Source organism: Thauera linaloolentis 47Lol = DSM 12138 (assembly GCF_000310205.1).
Classification (GTDB): domain Bacteria; phylum Pseudomonadota; class Gammaproteobacteria; order Burkholderiales; family Rhodocyclaceae; genus Thauera; species Thauera linaloolentis.
On the sequence record NZ_AMXE01000041.1, the window covers coordinates 1 to 19,752 of the forward strand.

Genomic DNA, 19,752 nt, shown 5'->3' on the forward strand with positions numbered 1-19,752 from the left:
GGCGGTGCGCGCGCCCGCGCCGCGGCGGGCGCCGAAGCGCCATTGCCGGCCTTGCCCGTCGCCCACCTGCAGGCCGACCGCCCCGACATCACCCGCCTGCGCGACGGTGGACGGGCCTATCCGCTCGGCGAGGCCGACCGCCCCGCCCGCCGCGGCCGCGATGGCGACAGCCGCGCGGCCGAACTGGCACGGATCGTCGACTACCTGGATGCCGCCAGTGCGGGGCACTTGCGCTACCGGCCGCACGGCGGCGCGACGTACTGCAACATCTACGCGGCCGACTATGCCTACCTTGCCGGCGTCTACCTGCCACGGGTGTGGTGGACCGATTCCGCGCTGTACCGCCTGGCACTGGGCGAGCCGCCGGACGTGATGTACGGCCGGACGGTGCGCGAACTCAATGCCAACGCCCTGTACGACTGGTTCGACGAGCATGGCGCCGCGTTCGGCTGGGCGCGCGAACTGGATCTCACCCTGCTGCAGGCGGCAGCGAATGCCGGCGAGGTCTGCGTCATCGTCGCCAAGCGCCGAGATCTCAACAGCTCGGGACACGTCAGCGTCGTCGTCCCCGAACAGGATGGCGCCGGGGCGCGGCATGCGGAGGATGGCGAGGTCCTGCGCCCGCTCGAATCGCAGGCCGGTGCGCGCAATGTCACGCGCGCCGTGTCGGCCAGCGCGTGGTGGGCCGGGGAGCGCTTCCAGTCCTTTGCATTCTGGCGGCATTCCTGATCGAATGCCGAGCACCCGCGGCTGCGCGGGAAAAACGAGAAACCGGCGCCTGCTGCTGGCAGCCGATTGCCGAGGAGACACCAGATGGCCAAACCCCAGGCGCCCGGGCAGCCGCTGCCCGCATTGAAGATGCCCCTGCTGTCCGACACCGCGCATGCCGGGGGTGTGCCCGGGGTGCTGCGCAGCGCCGGCAGCCGTGCCGACGGCAGCGATGGCGAAGATCTGCTCCCTGGCCTGGAGGTAGTGCGCACGCTGGAACTGGCGCCGGCCAGCCGCAGCGCCGACGCTCCCGCCAGCGAGGTGCTCGATGCCGGTGCCGGCCTGCTGGCGCTGGAAGCCGCGGACGGTACGACGATCTTCATCCGCGCCGATGCGCTGGCGGAACAGCTCGCGCGCGCGAGGCCGGAACTGATCGAGATCGACGAGCAGCAGGCGAGGACGATCGATTTCGCCCGTTTTCGCGACAACCGCGATACCGCGCGCGGTGCGCTCGGCTGGGTGTGGCGCCGGGTGATGGAGCTCCGGCTTCCGGACGATGAGCTGGCCGGCAAGGCCAGGGAGGCCGCGCGCGAGGCGCTCGGCGGCAAGACCCAGGACTGGGCCGCCGCATGGGCATCGCGCAAGGGCGCGCAGGCGCTGATGCGCACGATCGAGAACCGCCTTGCCGGCACGCCCGGCCTCTACCGCTGGCGCGGTGGCGCGCTGCAGGACGGCGACCGCTGCGAGAGCGGGGATGCGCGCCTGAGCGAGGCGGCGCGGGCCGGCAGCCTGCTGGTGTTCATCCATGGCACCGGCTCGCATACGCTGGGCGGTTTCGGCGATCTGCCGGGCAGCAGCGCATGGGGCGTGCTGGAACAGCGCTTCGGCGAGCGCGTCTTCGGTTTCGAGCACCGTACTTTTTCCGAGAGCCCGATAGACAACGCGCTGGCGCTCGCCGACGTCCTGCCGGCCGAAAGCCGGCTGTGCCTGGTCACGCATTCACGCGGCGGCCTCGTCGGCGACCTGATGTGCCTCGATGCCGGCGATGCCATGCTTGACGAATTGATCGATGCCTGGCGGCCGGCAGTGCGCGGCGATGAGCGCGCCACGGCGCGCGAACTGGCTGCCGTGGCCACCGCCGAGCAGGCCAAGCTGCGCCGCCTGGCCGCCCTGCTGCGTGACAAGAAGCTGCGCGTCGAGCGCTACGTGCGGGTGGCCGCGCCGGCGCGCGGCACGGCGCTGCTGTCGGACAATCTCGATGTCTTCCTGTCGACCCTGCTCAACCTGGTGCGCCGTTTCGGCGCATGGGGGGCCGGCACGGTCGCCGGCGCGCTCGCCTCGCCGCTGGCCGCCGAAGCGGCGCGCAAGGCCGCCAACCGCGGCCTCGCCTTCCTGTCGCGCGTGGTGCTGGAAATCGCCGACAAGCGCCTGCAGCCCGGTGTCGTGCCGGGCATCGAGGCGATGCTGCCCGAATCGCCGATGGGCATGCTGCTCGGCCGTGCCGCGCTGGCACCGCAGACCCGCATGGCCGTCATCGCCGGCGACATCGAGGGTGGCGGAGCCGGGCTGGTGCAGCGCATCGGCGTGATGTTCGTGGACTGGGCTTTCTTCGACCGCGCGCGCAACGACCTGGTGGTGGATACCGATTCGATGTACGGCGGCCTCATCGCCCGCGCTGCGGGCGCGGGCGGTGCCGCGCACCGCGCGATCTACGTGCAGGGGCCGGAAGTCAGCCATTTCCGCTATTTCCGCGACGACGTGAAGAGCGCCGGCGTCGGCCTGCCCGCGGCGCTCGCCGCCTGGTTGACGCGCGAGGCGCCGGAACGGCAGGCCCCGTGGCTGCCGCTCGCCCTGCCCGAGCTCGAGCCGGCCGCCGCCAGCCGCGCCAGCCGTGGCGAAGCCGAACCCGCCGACGACACCATACCGGTGCTGGTCTACCTGCCGGGCATCATGGGCAGCCATCTCGCGGCCGATGGCGACCGCATCTGGCTCGATCCGCTCGACCTCGCCCGCGGCCGCCTGTCGCGCATCGCGATGGGCGCACGCCGGGCGGTACGCGAGGATGGTCTCGTCGGCCTGGCCTACGGCAAGCTCGCCGATCATCTCGAAGCCAGCCACCGCGTGATCCGCCACGATTACGACTGGCGCCAGCCGATCCGCAAGCTCGGCGCCGATCTCGCCCGCGTCCTGCGCGACGCGCTGCAGGCCCATCCCGGCCAGCCGGTGCGCATCCTCGCCCACAGCATGGGCGGGCTCGTGGCGCGTGCCGCCTTCGCGGCGGACAAGACCTTGTGGCGCGACATCGTCGCCCGCCCTGGCGGGCGCCTGCTGATGCTGGGTACGCCCAACCATGGCTCGCATCTGTTCGTCGAAACCCTGCTCGGCCAGTCCGACACCATCCGCACGCTGGCGCGGGTGGACCTGAAGAACGGCATGCAGGCCGTGCTCGACATCGTCGCCGGCTTTCCCGGCGCCGTGCACCTGCTGCCCGCCCCCGGTTTCGAGGACACGGGCGGCACGGCGGAAAAGGACTACTACCGTGCCGAGGCATGGAGCGAGCTGGCCGAGATCAACAACGATTTTTGGTTCGGCCGCAGGCTGGCCGGCAAGCCGGCACAGGCGGCGCTCGACGAGGCCGCCGCTTTCTGGCGGGAAATGGCGGACACGCGCTGGGTGGATCTCGCGCCCGATCGCGTCGCCTACGTCTTCGGCCAGGCCGACAACACCCCCTGCGGCATCCTGCTGCAGCGCCAGGATGGCAAGCCGAAGAGCATCATGATGCGCGGCACGCCGCACGGCGACGGCTCGGTGACCTGGAAATCGGGCCGCATCCCCAACCTGCCCGACGAGCGCTGCTGGTACATGCCGGCAGACCACATGGGCCTGACCAGCACCGGCAGGCATTTCGGCGACATCGAGGCCTTGCTCGACAAAGGCGTTCCGCTGCGGCTCGGCCGTCTGCCGGTGAGCCGTGGCGAGGAAGCGCGCGCGCCCCTGCTGAGCTACCGCGCGGGGCCGCCACCGGCCTACCCGGGCGATGCCGAGATCGCCACCCGCGTGCTCGGCGGGCGCTTCAGGCCCCTGCCGAGGCTCGGGCGCAGCACCCTGTCGGTCGCGGTGAGGGCGATGGACCTGCGTTTCGTCCAGGTCCCCATCCTCTGCGGCCACTACGAAGGCGACCCCATCGCCGGCGCCGAGGGCGTCATCGACCGCTGGCTGGTCGGCGGCGCGCTCAGCCAGCGCCAGCGCCTGGGCATCCACTCCGGCGCACTCGGGGGCGCCACCGTGGTGCTGATGCCGCGCAGCCGGCAGGAGCGCCTGCGCCGCACGGGGCGTGGCGCGGTGGTCGTCGGCCTGGGGGAAATGGGGCGCCTGGGCGCCGAGGGCGTCACCGAGGCGGTGCGCGCCGGGGCCTTGCGCTACCTGTTGCACGCGTGCGACCGCGACGGCGAAGAGGGCGGCGGCATGGTGGACGGCGAGGCACTGCCCCTGCGCCTGGCGAGCCTGCTGATCGGCACCAACTCCACCGCGCAGCTCGACGTCGGCGATGCGGTGAAGGCGATCGTCCTCGGCGTGCTGCTTGCCAACCGCGATTTTGCGCTGTGCTCGGGTGCCGGCAAGGCGCCGCGCGGGCGTATCGTCGCGCTGGAACTGGTCGAGCTGTACCGCGACGCGGCGATTTCCGCCGCCTACGCCGTCAGTACGCTGGACAAGACCCTGGCCGGCGAACTCGGCCGCTTCGACACCGAACTGGAGCTGGCGGCCGAGCTGCAGCACGGCGACGGCGTGCGCCAGCGCCTGACGGTGAGCCCCTTCACCGACTACTGGCCGCGGCTGGCGGTCGGCTATGCGGACGACGACGAGGCGGGCGCCGCTGCCCAGGCGCCCGGCGCGGCCCCGCGTGTGCTTCATGCCGAGCGCCTGCGTTTCACCTACATGGGCGAAAAAGCGCGTGCCGAGGTCGTCGTGCAGCAGCGCCAGCCCGCGCTGTTCGAAAAGCTCGCCGCCGAGGCGCTCACCGGCCCCAATGCCACGCGCTATGTGGCGGGCGAGCATGCCCTGGGCCACATGCTGTTCCAGTTGCTGGTACCGGTCGACTTCAAGGCAGTGGCGCGCAAGGCCAACAACCTGATCCTGGTGGTGGACGAGCGCACCGCCAATCTGCCGTGGGAGCTGCTCGAAGCCGATGGCGAGCCGCTGGTGCGCAACACGCGCATGGTGCGCCAGTTTTCGACCACCCGCTTCCGCCGCGAGGTCGTGCACACCGATGCGCTGAACGCCTGCGTCATCGCCAACCCCAGCACCGAGGGCTATCACGCGCAGTTCGGCGGCCCGGACTGGCGGCCCAGGCTGGATGGCGACGGCAAGCCCCGCCCCGACCGCCTGCCCAGCCTCGACGGTGCGGCGCGCGAAGGCGAGGCCGTGGCCCGCATCCTCGAAGGCGCGGGTTATGTCGTCAAGCACTCGCCGCCGGATTCGCTCGCCAGTGACGTCTTCGCCCATTTGTTCGCCCGCCCCTGCCGCATCCTCGCCATCGCCGCCCATGGCATCTACGCCAAGCGCGGTGCCGACGGCCGCTACCGCAGCGGTGTCGTGCTGTCCGACGGCCTGCTGTTGTCGGCGACCGAGATCGGCTTGCTGGAAACCGTGCCCGACCTCGTCTTCCTGAGCTGCTGCCATCTCGGCCGGATCGGTGGCGGCGAGGCCGAAGCCGGGCAGCGCCTGGCCGCCAGCCTGGCCCGGGAACTGATCGACATGGGCGTGCGCTGCGTCGTGGCGGCGGGCTGGGAGGTGCGCGACGACGCGGCGCTGAGCTTTGCCGAGACCTTCTTCAACCAGATGGCGGTGCAGGGCGCGCGTTTTGCCGATGCGGTCTTCGTCGCCCGCCGCGCTGCGCTCGATGCCCATCCCGACTGCAACACCTGGGGCGCCTACCAGGCCTATGGCGATCCGGCCTTCCAGTTGAAGCTCGACGTCCGTTCGGCGCGCGACGATGCGCCATTGCTGGCGCCGGAGGAACTGCTCGACTGGCTGGAGCAACTGCGCCTCGACACCCGGGTGCCCGGCGCGGGCAGGGGCGAGCGTGATTTCGTCGCCCTGGACAAGCGCGTCCAGCGGCGCCTGGCGCATCTGCCGCCGCACTGGGCGGAGCGCACCGATGTGCTGCAGGCCATTGGCCGGCTCTATGGTAGTTACGGCGCGGCCGGCTTCGGCGCCGCGCAGATGGCTTTGCTGCGAGCCGTCGCCGAGGATTCGTCGCAGGGCGTGGTGCCGATCAGCACCATCGAGCAACTGGTCAACCTGGAGGCGTGCCGCGCGGAGGCACTGAGCGTGCCGGGCGAGGGCCAGGACCTTGCCGCGGCGGCGGCGCTGATCGACGATGCGCTGGCCCGTGTGTCGGCGCTCGTCACCTTGTCCGGCCTGCATCCCGCAAGCGGGGGCGGCGCGGATGCCGGCTTGCGGGTCAATGCCGAGCGGCAGTCCATCATCGGCAGCACCTGGAAGCGCAAGGCGATCGTGTTGCTGCGCAACACGGCGCCTGAGCTCGACGCGGTGCGCGAGGCGCTGCGGCAGGCGCGGGACGCATATGCGCAGGGGGAAGGCGATGCCGCCGCGCCGGGCTGGAACCCCTACGCCTGCATCAACCGCCTGCAGCTCGATGCCGTGCTCGGCGAGACGGGAGCCGGCGGCGCCGACGCGACGCGCTGCGCGGACGCGGCGCGCGCGCGTTTCGGGCGCAGCTTCGACTTCTGGGATGCGGTGATGGCGGCCGATGCCGTCGTCGCCCACTGGCTGGCCGGCGGCGAACTGCCGGGCGAGCCGCGCGGCCGCAAGCTGGCCGCAGCCTTGAGCCAGGATTACCGCGATACGCTGGACAAGGTCGCAGCATCGCCGCGCGACCTCGATTCGGTGTTCGCGCAGCTCAGGCTGCTGGCGGACTTCCTGCGGCTGCGGGGCAGCAAGGCGGACCTGGAGAGGGCGAAGGTGCTGGACGAAGTGCTGACCGTCCTGGGCGGAACGGCCTGAACCCGTGCCGGCCGCTTGCACGACGAAACACCCCGGTGCGGAATCTTTTGCCCGATATCCGTCTCTGACCCGGTATTCTGCCGCCTCGGCCCGTCGTGGCGGCCCCGACATTTCCATGGAATGCCTCATGTATCGAGATCCGAAATTCTCCGGCCTTTTCAACCAGTTCGGCGCCCGCGGCGGCACGCCGCCCAGCCTGTTGCAGAAAATCGTCACCGCGCTCGTCACCATCGCCGTGTTCGGCGTCGCGCTGATGTTCTCGGTCGTCTTCTTCGCCGTCGTCGTCACCGTCGGCGCGGTCGCCTGGGGCTACCTGTGGTGGAAGACGCGCGCGGTGCGCAAGCAGATGCGCGACCATCCGCCGACCGGCGGGGGCATGGTGATCGAGGGCGAGGTCATCCGCGAGGTCGAGATCGAAGGCCGTCCGCGCGGGGACGCTCCGCCGCGCTGAGCTTCGCCGCCCCGCGCGCCATGGCTTGGTGTAGTCTGTCCGCTCCCCTGCAGACGGGCCGCAGAGCCTGGCGGCAGGATCCGATACCAGACAGAGGACAACAACCATGAGCAATGTGACCCTTGGCGGCAACCCGATCGAAGTATCCGGCCGCTTTCCGCAGGCGGGCGATCGCGCCCCCGCCTTCAAGCTGACGGGGGCCGACCTGGCCGATGTCGGCCTCGATGCCTTTGCCGGCAAGCGCAAGGTGCTGAACATCGTCCCCAGCCTCGACACGCCGGTGTGCGCCACCTCGACGCGCAAGTTCAATGCCGAAGCCGGCGGCCTGGCCGACACCGTGGTGCTGGTGGTGTCCGCCGACCTGCCCTTCGCCGCCAAGCGCTTCTGCGAGACCGAGGGCCTGCAGAACGTCAAGACGCTGTCGACCTTCCGCAGCCCCGCCTTCGCCCAGGACTATGGCGTCGCCATCACCTCCGGCCCGCTGGCCGGCGTCACCGCGCGCGCGGTGGTCGTGATCGATGCGAACGACACGGTGGTGTATGCGCAACGCGTGCCCGAGATCAAGGAAGAGCCGGACTATGCCGCTGCACTGGCTGCGCTGAAGTAAGCCAGCCAGGGCTGCGGCCCTTGTGCACACAAGAAAGGCCCCGCATCCTCACGGAGCTGCGGGGCCTTTTTTCGAATCGTCGAGCGTGACGGCGATCAGTTCCCTACTTTCAGCCGGCCGCCCTTGCCCAGGCCACCCTTCACTTCCTGCGCCTTGTAGTTGCGCAGCGAGATCACCATGTTGTTGTAGGCGTCCATGAACGCCGCCACGGTGGCCTTGCCCTCGGGAGAGCGGGAGAAGCCGCCCAGGCCGGCAGCGGCGCCGCCGCCGATGGCGCCCAGGGCCGCACCGAAGTTGGTGGCCGTGGCGTTGCCTTCGGAGATGGATATCTGCACGCCCGAGCGGATGTCGAACATGCTCAGCGTCACCACCGAAGCCTTGCTCTGCATGGCGCCGCCAATGACGGCTCCTGCCCTGCCGAGCAGGCCGCCCACGCCGGCAGCCATCTGGCCGGTGGAGTCGTTGTCGATGATGATGGACGGCTCCATGTAATAGTCCGCGGCGACGCGCTGGCCCTTTTGCTGCTTGGAGCCGGCACGGAATTCGCCCGAGTTGCGCTGCTTGTCCGTGATCGCGCTGATCTTGCTTTCGGTGCGGTTGTTGCCGACCGACGTGATGACGAAGCAGTTCGATTGCTGCACGGCCAGGCGGATCAGCGGTTCGATGGTGGTGATGTTGGTGGCGGCGCCGAAGCTCGCGTACCACTCCTTGCCGCGGCCGTCGTCCACTGCCAGCGTTCCCAGCGGCTCGTCGCAGCGTTCGAGGTTGGCGTTGGCGTTGACGCTGGCGTCACCGGCAGCGCCGCCGGTGACGGCGGTGGGGCTGTTGCCCGAGGATACGAGGCCGCCGGCGCCAGGGGTGACGCAGCCGGTCAAGGCCAGCGAAGCCGCAAGCGCGGCCAGGGAGATAGAGGTCTTGGACATGGAGGTCGTCTTTCGTAGGGGGGTGAAAGGATGGAAAACGAATGAGCGCAGCAGCGGTACACCGTTCAGCGCAGATACCAGCCGGACGGTGCCCAGATCCAGTAGTACGGATACCCGGTATACCAGGCTCCCCAGGATTTGCGATACGCCTCGCGGATGCGGTAGAGCCGCTGCTCGTCCTGCTTGGCGGCCTGTGCCTCGGCGAGTAGTTTGTCGGCGTCCTTGTAGTTTGCGGCCGCGGCGAGGCTCAGCCAGGCTTCGGCTTCGGCGGGATCGGAGCCCATTTCCTCGAAGCCCAGCAGGTACAGGCGGCCCAGTGCGTATTGCGCCTCGGTGTGACCGCGGTCGCCGGCCTTGCGCATCCACTGGATGGCCTGGTAGCTGTCGCGCGTCACGCCGTCGCCGCGCAGCAGGCGCAGGCCCAGGTCATACGCAGCCCTGGGGTCCTGCTCGGCCAGCTCCGCCAGGGCCTGCAGGCGGCGTTCGGCCTCCGGATCGCCCGGCTCCCCCTGGAAGGTGGCGGTGTTGCGCGGCACGTCGGCGCAGCCATTGCCGTTGCACAGCCGGACGGTGTCCTGGCGGGGGGCGATCTGGTCGGCAGGCGTCTGTGCGCAGCCCGCCATGATCGTGGTTGCCATGATCGCGGCCAGAGGTATAAGGACGGATGGAACTGCTGTGCGCATGGCGGGCCTTTCTCGGGGCGAAACGGGCTCAAGTATATAGAAAACTCTTACGGGTTGATCGTGAGTTTTTTATGGAGACGGGGTTTCGCCACTGTGCCGCGGGCTGCCGGAGGCGATATTCCAGAGCGATTTTTCAGTTCGTTCGGATGGGCATTCGCCGCCGCCGAGGCGCGGTGCTATTCGCTGCCGCGCGCCGATTCGTCGAGGTCGCCATCGGCCGCCGCTTCGGTTTCTTCCGGCACCGCGCTGGCCAGTACCTTGTCGATGCGCTTGCCGTCGATGTCGACGACCTCGAAGCGCCAGCCTTCCCACACGGCGATGTCGCCGGTGTTGGGCAGGCGGCCGAGCAACCACATCATCATGCCGGACAGGGTGTGGTAGCGCCCCTTGTCTTCTTCCGGCACGTTCTTCATCGCCAGGCGGTCCTTCAGCTCGAGGATCGGGATCAGCCCGTCCAGCAGCCAGGAGCCGTCCTCGCGCTGGACGGCCCAGGCTTCCTCGTCGTTGTCGGTCTGGAATTCACCGGTCACCGATTCGAGCAGGTCGTGCAGCGTGACCATGCCCAGCACCTCGCCGTACTCGTCGATGACGAACACCATGTGGGTGCTGGAGGCGCGGAACTGGTCGAGCAGTTCCATGCCGGTGAGCGATTCGGGCACGTAGATCGGTGCCTGCAGGGCCTCGGTCAGGTCGACCTCGGCGCCGCGCAGGGTCTGGTTGAAGAGCTGCTTGGCGCTGATGATGCCGAGGATCTCGTCGAGGCCGCCGCGGCACACCGGGAAGCGCGAATGGGTCGACGCGGCCATCAGCGACAGGTTTTCTTCGAGCGGGCGGTTGACGTCCAGCCACACGATGTCCGAGCGCGGCACCATCAGCGAACCGAGCTGGCGCTCGTCGAGGCGGAACACGTTGCGCACCATCTCGTGCTCGCTCTTTTCGATGATGCCGGCTTCCGAGCCCTCGTCGAGCATGGCGCGGATTTCCTCCTCGGTCACGCTCGGGCCGTTGACCTCGCGCTGTCCCATCAGACGCAGCAGCAGCGCGGTCGAGTTCGACAGCAGATGCACGAAGGGGCGCGAGGCGATCGACAGCATGTTCATCGGCCGCGCGACGAGGCGGGCGATACCCTCGGGGTTGATCTGGCCGATGCGCTTGGGCACCAGTTCGCCGATCACGATCGACACGTAGGTGATGACGACGACGACGAGCACCGTCGAGCCGATCTCGCTGACGCGCTGTTCGACGCCCAGCGACTGCAGCCAGTCGGCCAGCGGACCGGCAAGCGCGGCTTCGCCGACGATGCCGTTGAGGATGCCGATCGAGGTGATGCCGATCTGGATCGTCGACAGGAAGCGGGTCGGTTCTTCTCCGAGCTTGACGGCGACCGCCGCTGCGCTGTCGCCTTCCTCGGCGAGTCTGGCCAGCCGCGCGCGGCGCGCGGTGACGAGCGCGATCTCCGACATGGCGAAGATGCCGTTGAGCACGATGAGGGCGATGAGGACGAATATTTCCATGAAGTGTTCGGTGCTGGCAGGGTTCAGGCGCGCGGGCACGGCTGCGGCGGGGCAGGTGCGGTATGCGGCGGCATGGGAAAGGCGGGCCCGGTGCCGGAGGCGGCGGGGGATTCGGCGCACGACGGGAAGCGTGTGCGCGACAGTTGCTCTAAGGGGCGGGGGAGTGTCCGGACGCCGGGTTCAGGCGGAACACGGACATGCGGCCGGCGCGCGGATGGCGCCGCCCGTGGCGAGGAAGGGCAAGATCGCCCGGACGAGTCGCCATCGGCGGAAGCCGAGGATTCATCCTCGGCGCGAGGCGGCTCGGTGGGGGTCGGAACGGTATTCGGCAGGGTGTGTTGACTCATAGCGCGGAGCCATTTTTATGGACCCCGCCTGACCCTTGATTTGTTTGAGGAAAAATAATCATGCCGCAAGTACCGGGAATTGTCACCTTTCGTATCGGGCGGGCGGCCGCCCATCGGCCGCGGGCTTACCGGCTTGGCGCCGTCGCGTGCAGCGCCCGCGCGATGAAATGCCGACCCACGCGCGGGCGTGGCACGCGTTCGTCGAACCACTCGCGCACGTCGTTTTCCAGGCCGATGCCGTGCATGTAGTTGTACAGCGCCTTGTTCAGCGCCCGGCCCAGGCGGTCGTGGTCCACGCCCGTAGGGTCGATGAAGCCGACGTCGTTGCGGGCGAAGCTCGCCCTGGGCTGCGGCACGAGTTCGACACCGTATTCCTCCGGGTGCATGCCGACGGGAGAATGCACGGTACAGGCGAAGCGGTGGAAGAAGCCGGACTGGATGCAGCCGGCCTCGAACAACTGGCGCACGTATTCCAGCGCATCCACGGTGTCGTGCACCGTCTGCGTCGGGAAGCCGTACATCAGGTAGGCGTGCACCAGCACGCCGGCGTCGGCGAAGGCGTGGGTGACGCGCGCCACCTGTTCCACCGAGACGCCCTTCTTCATCAGTTTCAGCAGGCGGTCCGACGCCACCTCCAGCCCGCCCGAGACCGCGATGCAGCCACTGTCTGCGAGCAACTGGCAGACCTCGGGGGTGAAGGATTTCTCGAAGCGGATGTTGCCCCACCACGAAATCGCCACGCCGCGCCGCAGCAGTTCCTCGGCCAGGGCGCGCAAAGCCTTGGGCGGCGCGGCTTCGTCGACGAAGTGGAAGCCCGTCTGCCCGGTCTCGGCGACGACGGCCTCGATGCGGTCGACCAGCAGGCTGGCCGAGGCGCCGTCGTAGCGGCCGATGTAGTCGAGGCTGATGTCGCAGAAGCTGCATTTCTTCCAGTAGCAGCCGTGGGCCACGGTGAGCTTGTTCCAGCGCCCGTCCGACCACAGCCGGTGCATCGGGTTGAGCATGTCCAGCACCGACAGGTAGCCGTCGAGCGGCAGGCCGTCCCAGGTCGGGGTGCCGGCCTCGGCGAAGGGCACGTCGGGCTCGGCGAGGTTGATGTAGCGCACGGCGCCGTCCGCCTCGCGCAGGAAACTGCGCACCAGGCGCGACTTGCCGCGCCGTCCCTGCAGATGTTCGAGCAGGGCCAGCAGCGGGCGTTCGCCGTCGTCGAGGGTGACGTAGTCGAAGAAGTCGAACACGCGCGGTTCGGCCAGTTCGCGCAGCTCGGTATTGACGAAGCCGCCGCCGAGCACGGTGACGATGCCCGGGTGTTTCGCCTTGATCGCCTGCGCGATGCGGAAGGCACCGTAGACCGAGCCCGGAAAAGGCGTGGAGAGCAGCACCAGTTGCGGCGCGTGGCGCGAGACGGCGTCCAGCGCCAGCTCCTGCAGGCAGGCGTCGACCAGCGTCGGCGGCGCGGCGAGCGCGGCGGCGAGTGGCTCGAAGGTGGGCTGGCTCATCGCCAGCGTCTCGGCGTAGCGCACGAACTCGAAGCGCGCATCGACCGCGTCGCGCAGGATGTCGGCCAGTTCGTTCAGGTACAGCGTGGCGAGGTGGCGTGCGCGGTCGGCGAGGCCGAGCGCGCCGAAAGCCCAGCCCAGCGGATCGCCGCCGTCGGGGTCGTCCGCGTCGGCATAGGCGTCGACCGCGTCGAAGCGCGGTCCCTCAGGCAGGAAGGTCCGGCTGGCGATGCGGTGGGCGATGGTCGGGTCGCGCCCCTGCAGGAAGGCGATGGTCGGCCCGACGGTGAAGCGATAGCGCGCGAAGTGGTCCAGGAAGCCCTGGACCAGCGGTGTGCGCTGCTTGCGCGGCAAGGCGTCGGCGCGCGCGTGGATCGCGTCCAGGCCGTCGGGCGACAGCAGGCGCAGCACCAGCTTCAGCGCCAGGTCTTCCTGCACGGCGTCGATGCCGCGCGAGCGCAGGAAGCCGGTCAGGTAGGCGGTGGAGGGATAGGGGGTGTTCAACTGCGTCATCGGCGGGATGACGGAGAGCACGCGGATCGGGCTAGGCTGCATCGTAGGGGGCGTCGTGGGCGGGGGCACGAGGATGCCGTGTGCGCTACTGGAACGCCACCTCGGCGAAACTGCGCAGCTTGCGGCTGTGCAGGCGGTCGATGCCTTGCTCGCGCAGGCGCTCCAGCGCGCGGATGCCGATGCGCAGGTGCTGGTCCACGCGCTCGCGGTAGAACTGGTTGGCCATGCCCGGCAGCTTGATCTCGCCGTGCAGCGGCTTGTCGCTGATGCACAGCAGGGTGCCGTAGGGCACGCGGAAGCGGAAGCCGTTGGCGGCGATGGTGGCGGACTCCATGTCCAGCGCCACCGCACGGCTCTGGCTGAAGCGCCGCTCCGGGCTGCTGGCCATGCCGTGCGAGGGCAGCAGTTCCCAGTTGCGGTTGTCGGTGCTGGCGACGGTGCCGGTACGCAGCACGCGCTTCAGCTCGTAGCCGGACAACTGCGTGATCTCTTCCACCGCCGCCTCCAGCGCGAGCTGGACCTCGGCCAGGGCCGGAATCGGCACCCACAGTGGCAGTTCCTCGTCGAGCACGTGGTCCTCGCGCACGTAGCCGTGGGCGAGCACGTAGTCGCCCAGGTGTTGGCTGTTGCGCAGGCCGGCGCAGTGGCCGAGCATCAGCCAGGCATGCGGGCGCAGCACGGCGATGTGATCGGTGATGGTCTTGGCGTTGGCCGGGCCGACGCCGATGTTGACCATCGTGATGCCGCTGCGGTCGCCGCGCACCAGGTGGTAGGCCGGCATCTGCGGCAGGCGCGGCGGCGCCGCGCCGAGGGCGTCGTTCGCACCCGGCGCCAGGCCGCGGCGGCGGGTGACGACGTCGCCGGGCTCGACGAAGGCCTCGTAGCCATGGCCGGAGGCGGCGTCCGACATCAGCTCGTGGCCGAGCTTGATGAATTCGTCGATGTAGAACTGGTAGTTGGTGAACAGGATGAAGTTCTGGAAGTGCTCGGGCCGTGTGCCGGTGTAGTGGCGCAGGCGGTGCAGCGAGTAATCCACCCGCGGCGCGGTGAACAGTGCAAGGGGCTGCGGTTCGCCCGGGCCGGGCTCGAAGGTGCCGTTGGCGATGCCGTCGTCCATCGCGCCCAGGTCGGGCAGGTCGAAGCGGTCGCGCAGCAGCAGCCGGCGGTCGGGGCCGAGCTGGCCTTCGAGGTGGTCGTTCTCGGCGAGCGCGAAATGCACCGGGATCGGCTGCGCGCTGGTGCCGACTTCCAGCGGCATCTGGTGGTTGCGCAGCAGCAGCCCGAACTGTTCGAGGTAGTAGTCGGCGAACAGGTCGGGCCGTGTCAGCGTGGTCTCGTACACGCCGGGGCCGGCGACGAAGCCGTAGGACAGGCGCGAATCCGCGCGTGCCACGGTGTTGGTGCGCACCCGCAGCAGCGGGTAGCAGGCGCGCACGTGGCGGCCGATGTCCTCGCCCGCCACGTAGCGCTGCAGGGCGTCGCGCAGATGGCCGGCGCTGGCGGCGTGGATCTCGCGCACGCGCGCGAGCGCGGCGGCGGCATCGTCGAAGTGGCTGGGGGCGAAGAAGGGCGCGGTGTTCATGGTCGGCGGCATGGGAGGCTCGGGGCGCTCAGCGCGGCGTTTTCAGCGTGTCGGGCAGGCTCAGCGTGCCGGTGTCGGAGAAGCGCACGCCGCCCAGCACGCCGCCCGCCAGGCGGCCGCGCAGGGTGTAGGGCACGCCGTCCGTCTTGCGCCCCTCGATGACGCCCAGGGCCTGGCGCAGGACGGCGGCGGTGGACACCGTCACCGGCACGCCGACCACCGCCTCGCCGAAGCGCGGCACCGTGCCGCGCTGGTCGCTGACGCCGGTGGCGAAGGGCTTGCCGTCGAGGTCGAGCTCCAGCACGAGGCCGTCGAAGTCGATTGCGGCGTCGTTGGGGTTTTGTACCCGCAGTTTGACCGCGAAGCGCATTTCCATGCCCTGCCCCGGCAGCGGTTCGAGGCCGACGACGTTGACGCGCACCGGTTCGCGGTGGATCAGGCCGGCGCATCCGGCTAGCGCCAGCGCGCACAGCATCATCAGGCACGGCAGCCAGCGCTGCGGCGGATTGCGGAAAGCGGGGGTTTGCATCGGACAACTCCGTTGGTCGAGGCCGTGGGTGTTCATTCTAACCGCCGGAATGTTTGCGGTTTTCCGGGCCGCGGCGCGGGTGTGCCGCGCTTAGTGCCCCATGGTGTCGAGTTGCAGGCGGCCGCGCTCGATTGCGCGCTCGACCTGCATCGCCGCGACGAAGGGGCTGGCCTTCGCGCCATCCGCCGGCAGCAGCAGGCCCAGTTCGTCCCGCATCCGCGTCATGGCGACGTAGAAGCGGTTGCTTTCTTCCGTGCGGTCGCAGCCCGCGAGCGGGAAACGGCCTTCCTCCAGGAAGGGCAGGATGACGGCGCCGAACTCCTGCCCCTTGGCGGCTTCCACGGTGCACAGCAGCACCGTCTTGTGCTTGCGCAGCTCGGCGACCTTTTCCTCCGCGTCGCGCAGCCATTGCGCGAACGCCCGCAGGGGCTGGCCCAGGCGGCGGGCGGCATCGATGAAGCCGGCGATCGAGCGCACGACGACTTCCGCGCTGGCGGGGTCGATGAAGATGCGCCGGGCGGCGTTGCCGAGATCGAGTGTGCGTACGGCCCGTTCCAGCGACAGATGGGCCGCTTCGTCGGCCGGGGCGGCGCGCAGATCCTCCAGGGTCCTGGCCAGGCGCAGGCGCGCATCGCGCTGCGCCGGTGTCTCGGCGATGGTTTCGGCGGCCTGGCGCTGCCGTGCCAGCAGCAGGTCGGCGTCGTCTCCGCGGCCTTCCTGGCGCAGCCGGGCGATCAGCTTCAGGCGCCGCCGGGCGGCCTCGTCCTCGTCGTCGTCGGACAGCGCGGCGGCCGCGCGGCCGGCCTGGGTCTGCGGCTTCAGCAGCCATCCGTGCAGGACGGCGTCGAACAGTCCGGGCTGGGCGGCGGCGGTCTTCATGTCCTCGATGCGGCGCTCGCCCCACGACAGCGCCTGCCACAGGGCCAGCGCCTGCAGGACCAGCAGGCGCCGGTCCACGCCGGGGATCGATTCATAGTCCTGCAGCGCGAAGGCGATCACGCCGCGCAGCATCAGTATCTCGGGACGCAGGAAATAGCGTTCCAGCCCTTCGACGCGGCAGCCGATGCCGGCTTCGAGCAGGGCATTCTCGATCGCGATCGATTCGTCCGGCGAGCGCAGGATGATGGCGCAGTCGTCCAGCCGCCGGCCGCGCTGCTGCCAGTCGAGTACCCGGGCGACGGTGCGCTGCGCGGCGTCTCCGGCGTCGGCATAGTGTTCGATCTCGATGCGCGCGGCGTTTACGCGCCCCGAATGCACGTCCTTTTTCTTGAATGCCGCCGTTGCCAGCGCCATCACCGGGCCGTGGCGGAAGGTCCGCGTCAGCGGCAGACGCCTGACGTTGTGCCAGGTGGCGCCGAAGTGGCCGCGGATGAAGTTGACGTCGGCGCCCGCCCAGCGGTGGATGACCTGATCGAAATCGCCCGCGCCGGTGAAGAAGGCATTGCCCTGGGCCAGCAATTGCTCCAGGCAGGCATAGCTGGCGGGGTTCATGTCCTGCAGTTCGTCGACGATCACCACACGGTAGCGCGGCAGCGGCGGTGGCGGCGCTTCGCCGTCGGTCAGCAGGCGGGCCAGGTCGTAGGTGGCGTCGAAGCCGCTGCGCCAGCGGCAGCCGTCGCCATCGCCGGCGCGTTCCTTCTCGAGCTGGCGGTAGAGGGCGAAGGCGCCTTCCGGGACGTCCAGCGCCTCGGCACGCTCGCCCGCGGTTTCGTCTTCGTCCAGCGTCGGTCGCACGAGCTGGGTCTTGAGCCGGTGGGCGATCTTCAGGAAGTCGGCGATCTGCGCATTGTGTTCCGGCAGCCACAGTTCGCGCGGCGCGCGGCGCAGGGCGTTGAGCCGCTGCAGTTCGGCCACGGCGGCGCGCACCTTCGGCGCGGCCGCTTCCGGCGAGGGCAGGAAAGGCGTGTCGCGGCCTTCGAGCTCGCGCAGGGTGTCGCGCGCGAAGTCGTCGAAAGTGGTGCAGCGCACACGCCGCGCCAGCCGCGCTTCCAGGCCGATGTCGGTCAGGCGCTGGCGCAGCACGCGCGCGGCCTCGGCCGAAAACGCCAGCACGACGACATGCTCGGGCGCCACGCCGCGCGTCACCGATTCGGCGATGCGCAGCGCCAGCGTGGTGGTCTTGGCCGCGCCCGCGCTGGCCATCGCGATCACATGGCGCGCGCTGTTGGTCTGGATCGCGGTCTGTTCGTCGGTGGGCGTGAAGCCCTTGGGCTGGAAACGGGGCGCGGAGCGGGGCATGGCGTGATGTCGGTGGCGGGCGGTGGGGCCGGGCCGAGGATAAATCAGTGTTTCCCCTTATGGGGTATCCTTGCCCCTCCTGCTCATCTTGCGGTGCACAAAAATGGGCGATCTGCTCCCCATCAAGGATCCCGTCCTGGTCTTCGCCCTGGTGGCGACCCTGATCCTGCTCGCTCCCATCGTCATGGGGCGCTGGCGCCTGCCCGGCATGATCGGGCTGCTGCTGGCCGGCGCGGTGCTCGGCCCCAATGCGCTCGGCGTGCTGGCGCGCGACCAGTCCTTCGTGCTGTTCGGCACGGTCGGCCTGCTCTACATCATGTTCTCGGCCGCGCTCGAGATCGACATGGCGGTGCTCAAGCGCTACCGCCTGCACAGCGTGGTGTTCGGGCTGCTCACCTTCTCCATCCCGATGAGCATCGGCCTGGTGGTGGCGCGCTACCTGCTCGCCTTCGACTGGCCGGCGGCGATCCTGCTTGCCAGCACCTTCGCCTCGCACACGCTGCTCACCTACCCCATCGCCAGCCGGCTCGGCATCACCCGCAACAAGGCGGTGACCACCGCGGTGGGCGGCACCATCGTCACCGACACGCTGGCGCTGCTGATTCTCGCGGTCATCGCCAGCATGACGCGGGGCGAGGTGGACGAGCTGTTCTGGTATCGCCTCGGCATCAGCCTCGCGCTCTACGTCGGCGCGATCCTGATCGGCCTGCCCCTGCTCGCGCGCTGGTTCTTCCGCAGCGTCGGTCGCGACGGCGTGGCGGAGTTCGTGTTCGTGCTCGCCACCGTGTTCGGCGTCGCCGCACTGTCGCACCTGGCCGGCTCGGAGCCCATCGTCGGCGCCTTCCTCGCCGGCCTCGCGCTCAACCGGCTGATTCCCCACCACAGCACGCTGATGAACCGCATCCAGTTCACCGGCGAGGCCGTGTTCGTGCCCTTCTTCCTGCTCTCGGTGGGCATGCTGCTCGACCTGCGCGTGTTCCTCGGCGGGCCGCGCGCGTGGATCGTGGCCTTCGCCATGGTGGTCACCGTGATCGGGACCAAATGGCTCGCCGCCGAGGCCACCCGCCCGCTGCTGCGCTACAGCCGCGACCAGGCCCGCGTGGTGTTCGGCCTGAGCGTGCCGCAGGCGGCGGCGACGCTGGCGGCGACCATCGTCGGCTACGACATCGGCCTGTTCGACGACGCGGTGGTCAACGGCGCGATCCTGATGATCCTGACGAGCTGCTTCCTCGCCCCCATCGTCGTCGACCGCCATGGCCGCGCGCTGGCGCTCACCGAGGAGGCTGCCGTGCCCGAGGAGGCCGGTCCGCCGCAGCGCCTGCTGGTGGCCTGCTCCACGCCGGCCAGCGCCCGCCCGCTGCTGGAGCTGGCGGTGCTGATGCGCGATCCGGCGCAGGGGCAGCCGATCTATCCGGTCACCGTGGTCACCGACGGCGAGGACGCAGGCGACGCCGTGGCGCGCGCGGAGAGCGCGCTGGCCAGGGCCGGCACGCAGCTTGCCGCGGCCGAAGTGCCGGCCCAGCCGGTGACGCGCATCGACCTCAACATCGCTTCCGGGCTGCTCGGCGTGCGCCGCGACCTGCGCGGCACCGCCATCGTGGTCGGCTGGCGTGGCCGCACCACGCCGCACGAACTGTTCTTCGGCACCATGCTGGAACACCTGCTGCGTGATCGCCATTACGCGCTCGTCGTCGCGCGCCTGGTCGAACCTTTGAACACCTGCCGCCGCGTGGTGGCGGTGCTGCCGCCGAACGCCGAGCACGAAGACGGCTTTCGCGCCGCGATGGGCTTCATCAAGAAGCTCGCGCAGCAGATCGGCGCTTCGCTGCTGATCGTTTCGCCGCAGGATTCGGAGGGGCGGGTCAAGGCCGCGGTGCAGGCGGCCAAGCCGGAGATGGAGTTCCGCATGCAGGGGCAGGAGCGCTGGACCGCGCTCAAGCGCGGGGTCATCGGCCTCGCCGCCGATGGCGACCTGATGGTGGTCTACGGCGTGCGCGAAGGCGGCCTGGCGTGGGACCCCGTGACCGCGACGCTGGCGCCGCGCATCGCCGAGAAACTGCCCAACGCCAACGTGCTGGCGCTCTACCCGCCCGAGCCGCGCGACGACGGCAACGAGCCCCTGTAGCGGGGG

Annotated in this window: 11 protein-coding genes and 1 pseudogene; 5 read left to right on the plus strand and 7 right to left on the minus strand. The window is 69.9% G+C overall.

All coding sequences use genetic code 11. The annotated features are described in order from the left end of the window. The 4 genes and pseudogenes from C666_RS11455 to tpx form a co-directional block, all read left to right on the plus strand. Window positions 1–729 (plus strand): annotated as a pseudogene (locus C666_RS11455) (glycoside hydrolase family 19 protein); the annotation flags it as partial. Window positions 730–813: 84 nt separating this feature from the next. Beyond that, window positions 814–6,735 carry a CHAT domain-containing protein gene (locus C666_RS11460; protein WP_004338789.1) on the plus strand — a complete coding sequence of 1,974 codons (5,922 nt, stop codon included), beginning with the start codon at window positions 814–816 and terminating at the stop codon, window positions 6,733–6,735. A 127-nt stretch (window positions 6,736–6,862) separates the two neighbouring features. After that, window positions 6,863–7,186, plus strand: a complete 324-nt coding sequence (locus C666_RS11465) for a hypothetical protein (RefSeq protein ID WP_004338791.1) — start codon at window positions 6,863–6,865, stop codon at window positions 7,184–7,186. Window positions 7,187–7,292: 106 nt separating this feature from the next. After that, the gene (gene tpx / locus C666_RS11470; protein ID WP_004338794.1) at window positions 7,293–7,793 is read left to right on the plus strand and encodes a thiol peroxidase; all 501 of its coding nucleotides are present in this window, start codon (window positions 7,293–7,295) and stop codon (window positions 7,791–7,793) included. A 95-nt stretch (window positions 7,794–7,888) separates the two neighbouring features. On the opposite strand, the gene C666_RS11475 is transcribed toward tpx, so the two are convergent. The 7 genes from C666_RS11475 to C666_RS11505 all read right to left on the minus strand — a co-directional run bounded on the left by C666_RS11475 (window position 7,889) and on the right by C666_RS11505 (window position 17,621). Next, the gene (locus tag C666_RS11475) at window positions 7,889–8,716 is read right to left on the minus strand and encodes a hypothetical protein (RefSeq protein ID WP_004338796.1); all 828 of its coding nucleotides are present in this window, start codon (window positions 8,714–8,716) and stop codon (window positions 7,889–7,891) included. 65 nt (window positions 8,717–8,781) lie between these two features. Continuing rightward, window positions 8,782–9,354: a tetratricopeptide repeat protein gene (locus tag C666_RS11480; RefSeq protein WP_028792392.1), complete on the minus strand. Its 573-nt coding sequence runs from the start codon at window positions 9,352–9,354 to the stop codon at window positions 8,782–8,784. Between the two features lie 221 nt (window positions 9,355–9,575). Then, complete coding sequence (locus C666_RS11485; protein ID WP_004338800.1) at window positions 9,576–10,913, minus strand: hemolysin family protein; 1,338 nt, start codon at window positions 10,911–10,913, stop codon at window positions 9,576–9,578. Between the two features lie 472 nt (window positions 10,914–11,385). After that, window positions 11,386–13,314 carry a B12-binding domain-containing radical SAM protein gene (locus tag C666_RS11490; protein WP_004338803.1) on the minus strand — a complete coding sequence of 643 codons (1,929 nt, stop codon included), beginning with the start codon at window positions 13,312–13,314 and terminating at the stop codon, window positions 11,386–11,388. 43 nt (window positions 13,315–13,357) lie between these two features. Beyond that, complete coding sequence (locus tag C666_RS11495) at window positions 13,358–14,866, minus strand: AMP nucleosidase (protein WP_004338806.1); 1,509 nt, start codon at window positions 14,864–14,866, stop codon at window positions 13,358–13,360. A gap of 16 nt (window positions 14,867–14,882) precedes the next feature. Next, entirely contained in the window at window positions 14,883–15,383 is a 501-nt protein-coding gene (locus C666_RS11500) for an LEA/WHy family protein (RefSeq protein WP_004338808.1), read from the minus strand. A 90-nt stretch (window positions 15,384–15,473) separates the two neighbouring features. Beyond that, the gene (locus C666_RS11505) at window positions 15,474–17,621 is read right to left on the minus strand and encodes a UvrD-helicase domain-containing protein (protein ID WP_004338810.1); all 2,148 of its coding nucleotides are present in this window, start codon (window positions 17,619–17,621) and stop codon (window positions 15,474–15,476) included. A 103-nt stretch (window positions 17,622–17,724) separates the two neighbouring features. Between C666_RS11505 and C666_RS11510 the strand changes: the two genes are divergently transcribed. Further along, window positions 17,725–19,746 carry a cation:proton antiporter gene (locus tag C666_RS11510; RefSeq protein WP_004338812.1) on the plus strand — a complete coding sequence of 674 codons (2,022 nt, stop codon included), beginning with the start codon at window positions 17,725–17,727 and terminating at the stop codon, window positions 19,744–19,746. Window positions 19,747–19,752 lie beyond the last annotated feature (6 nt).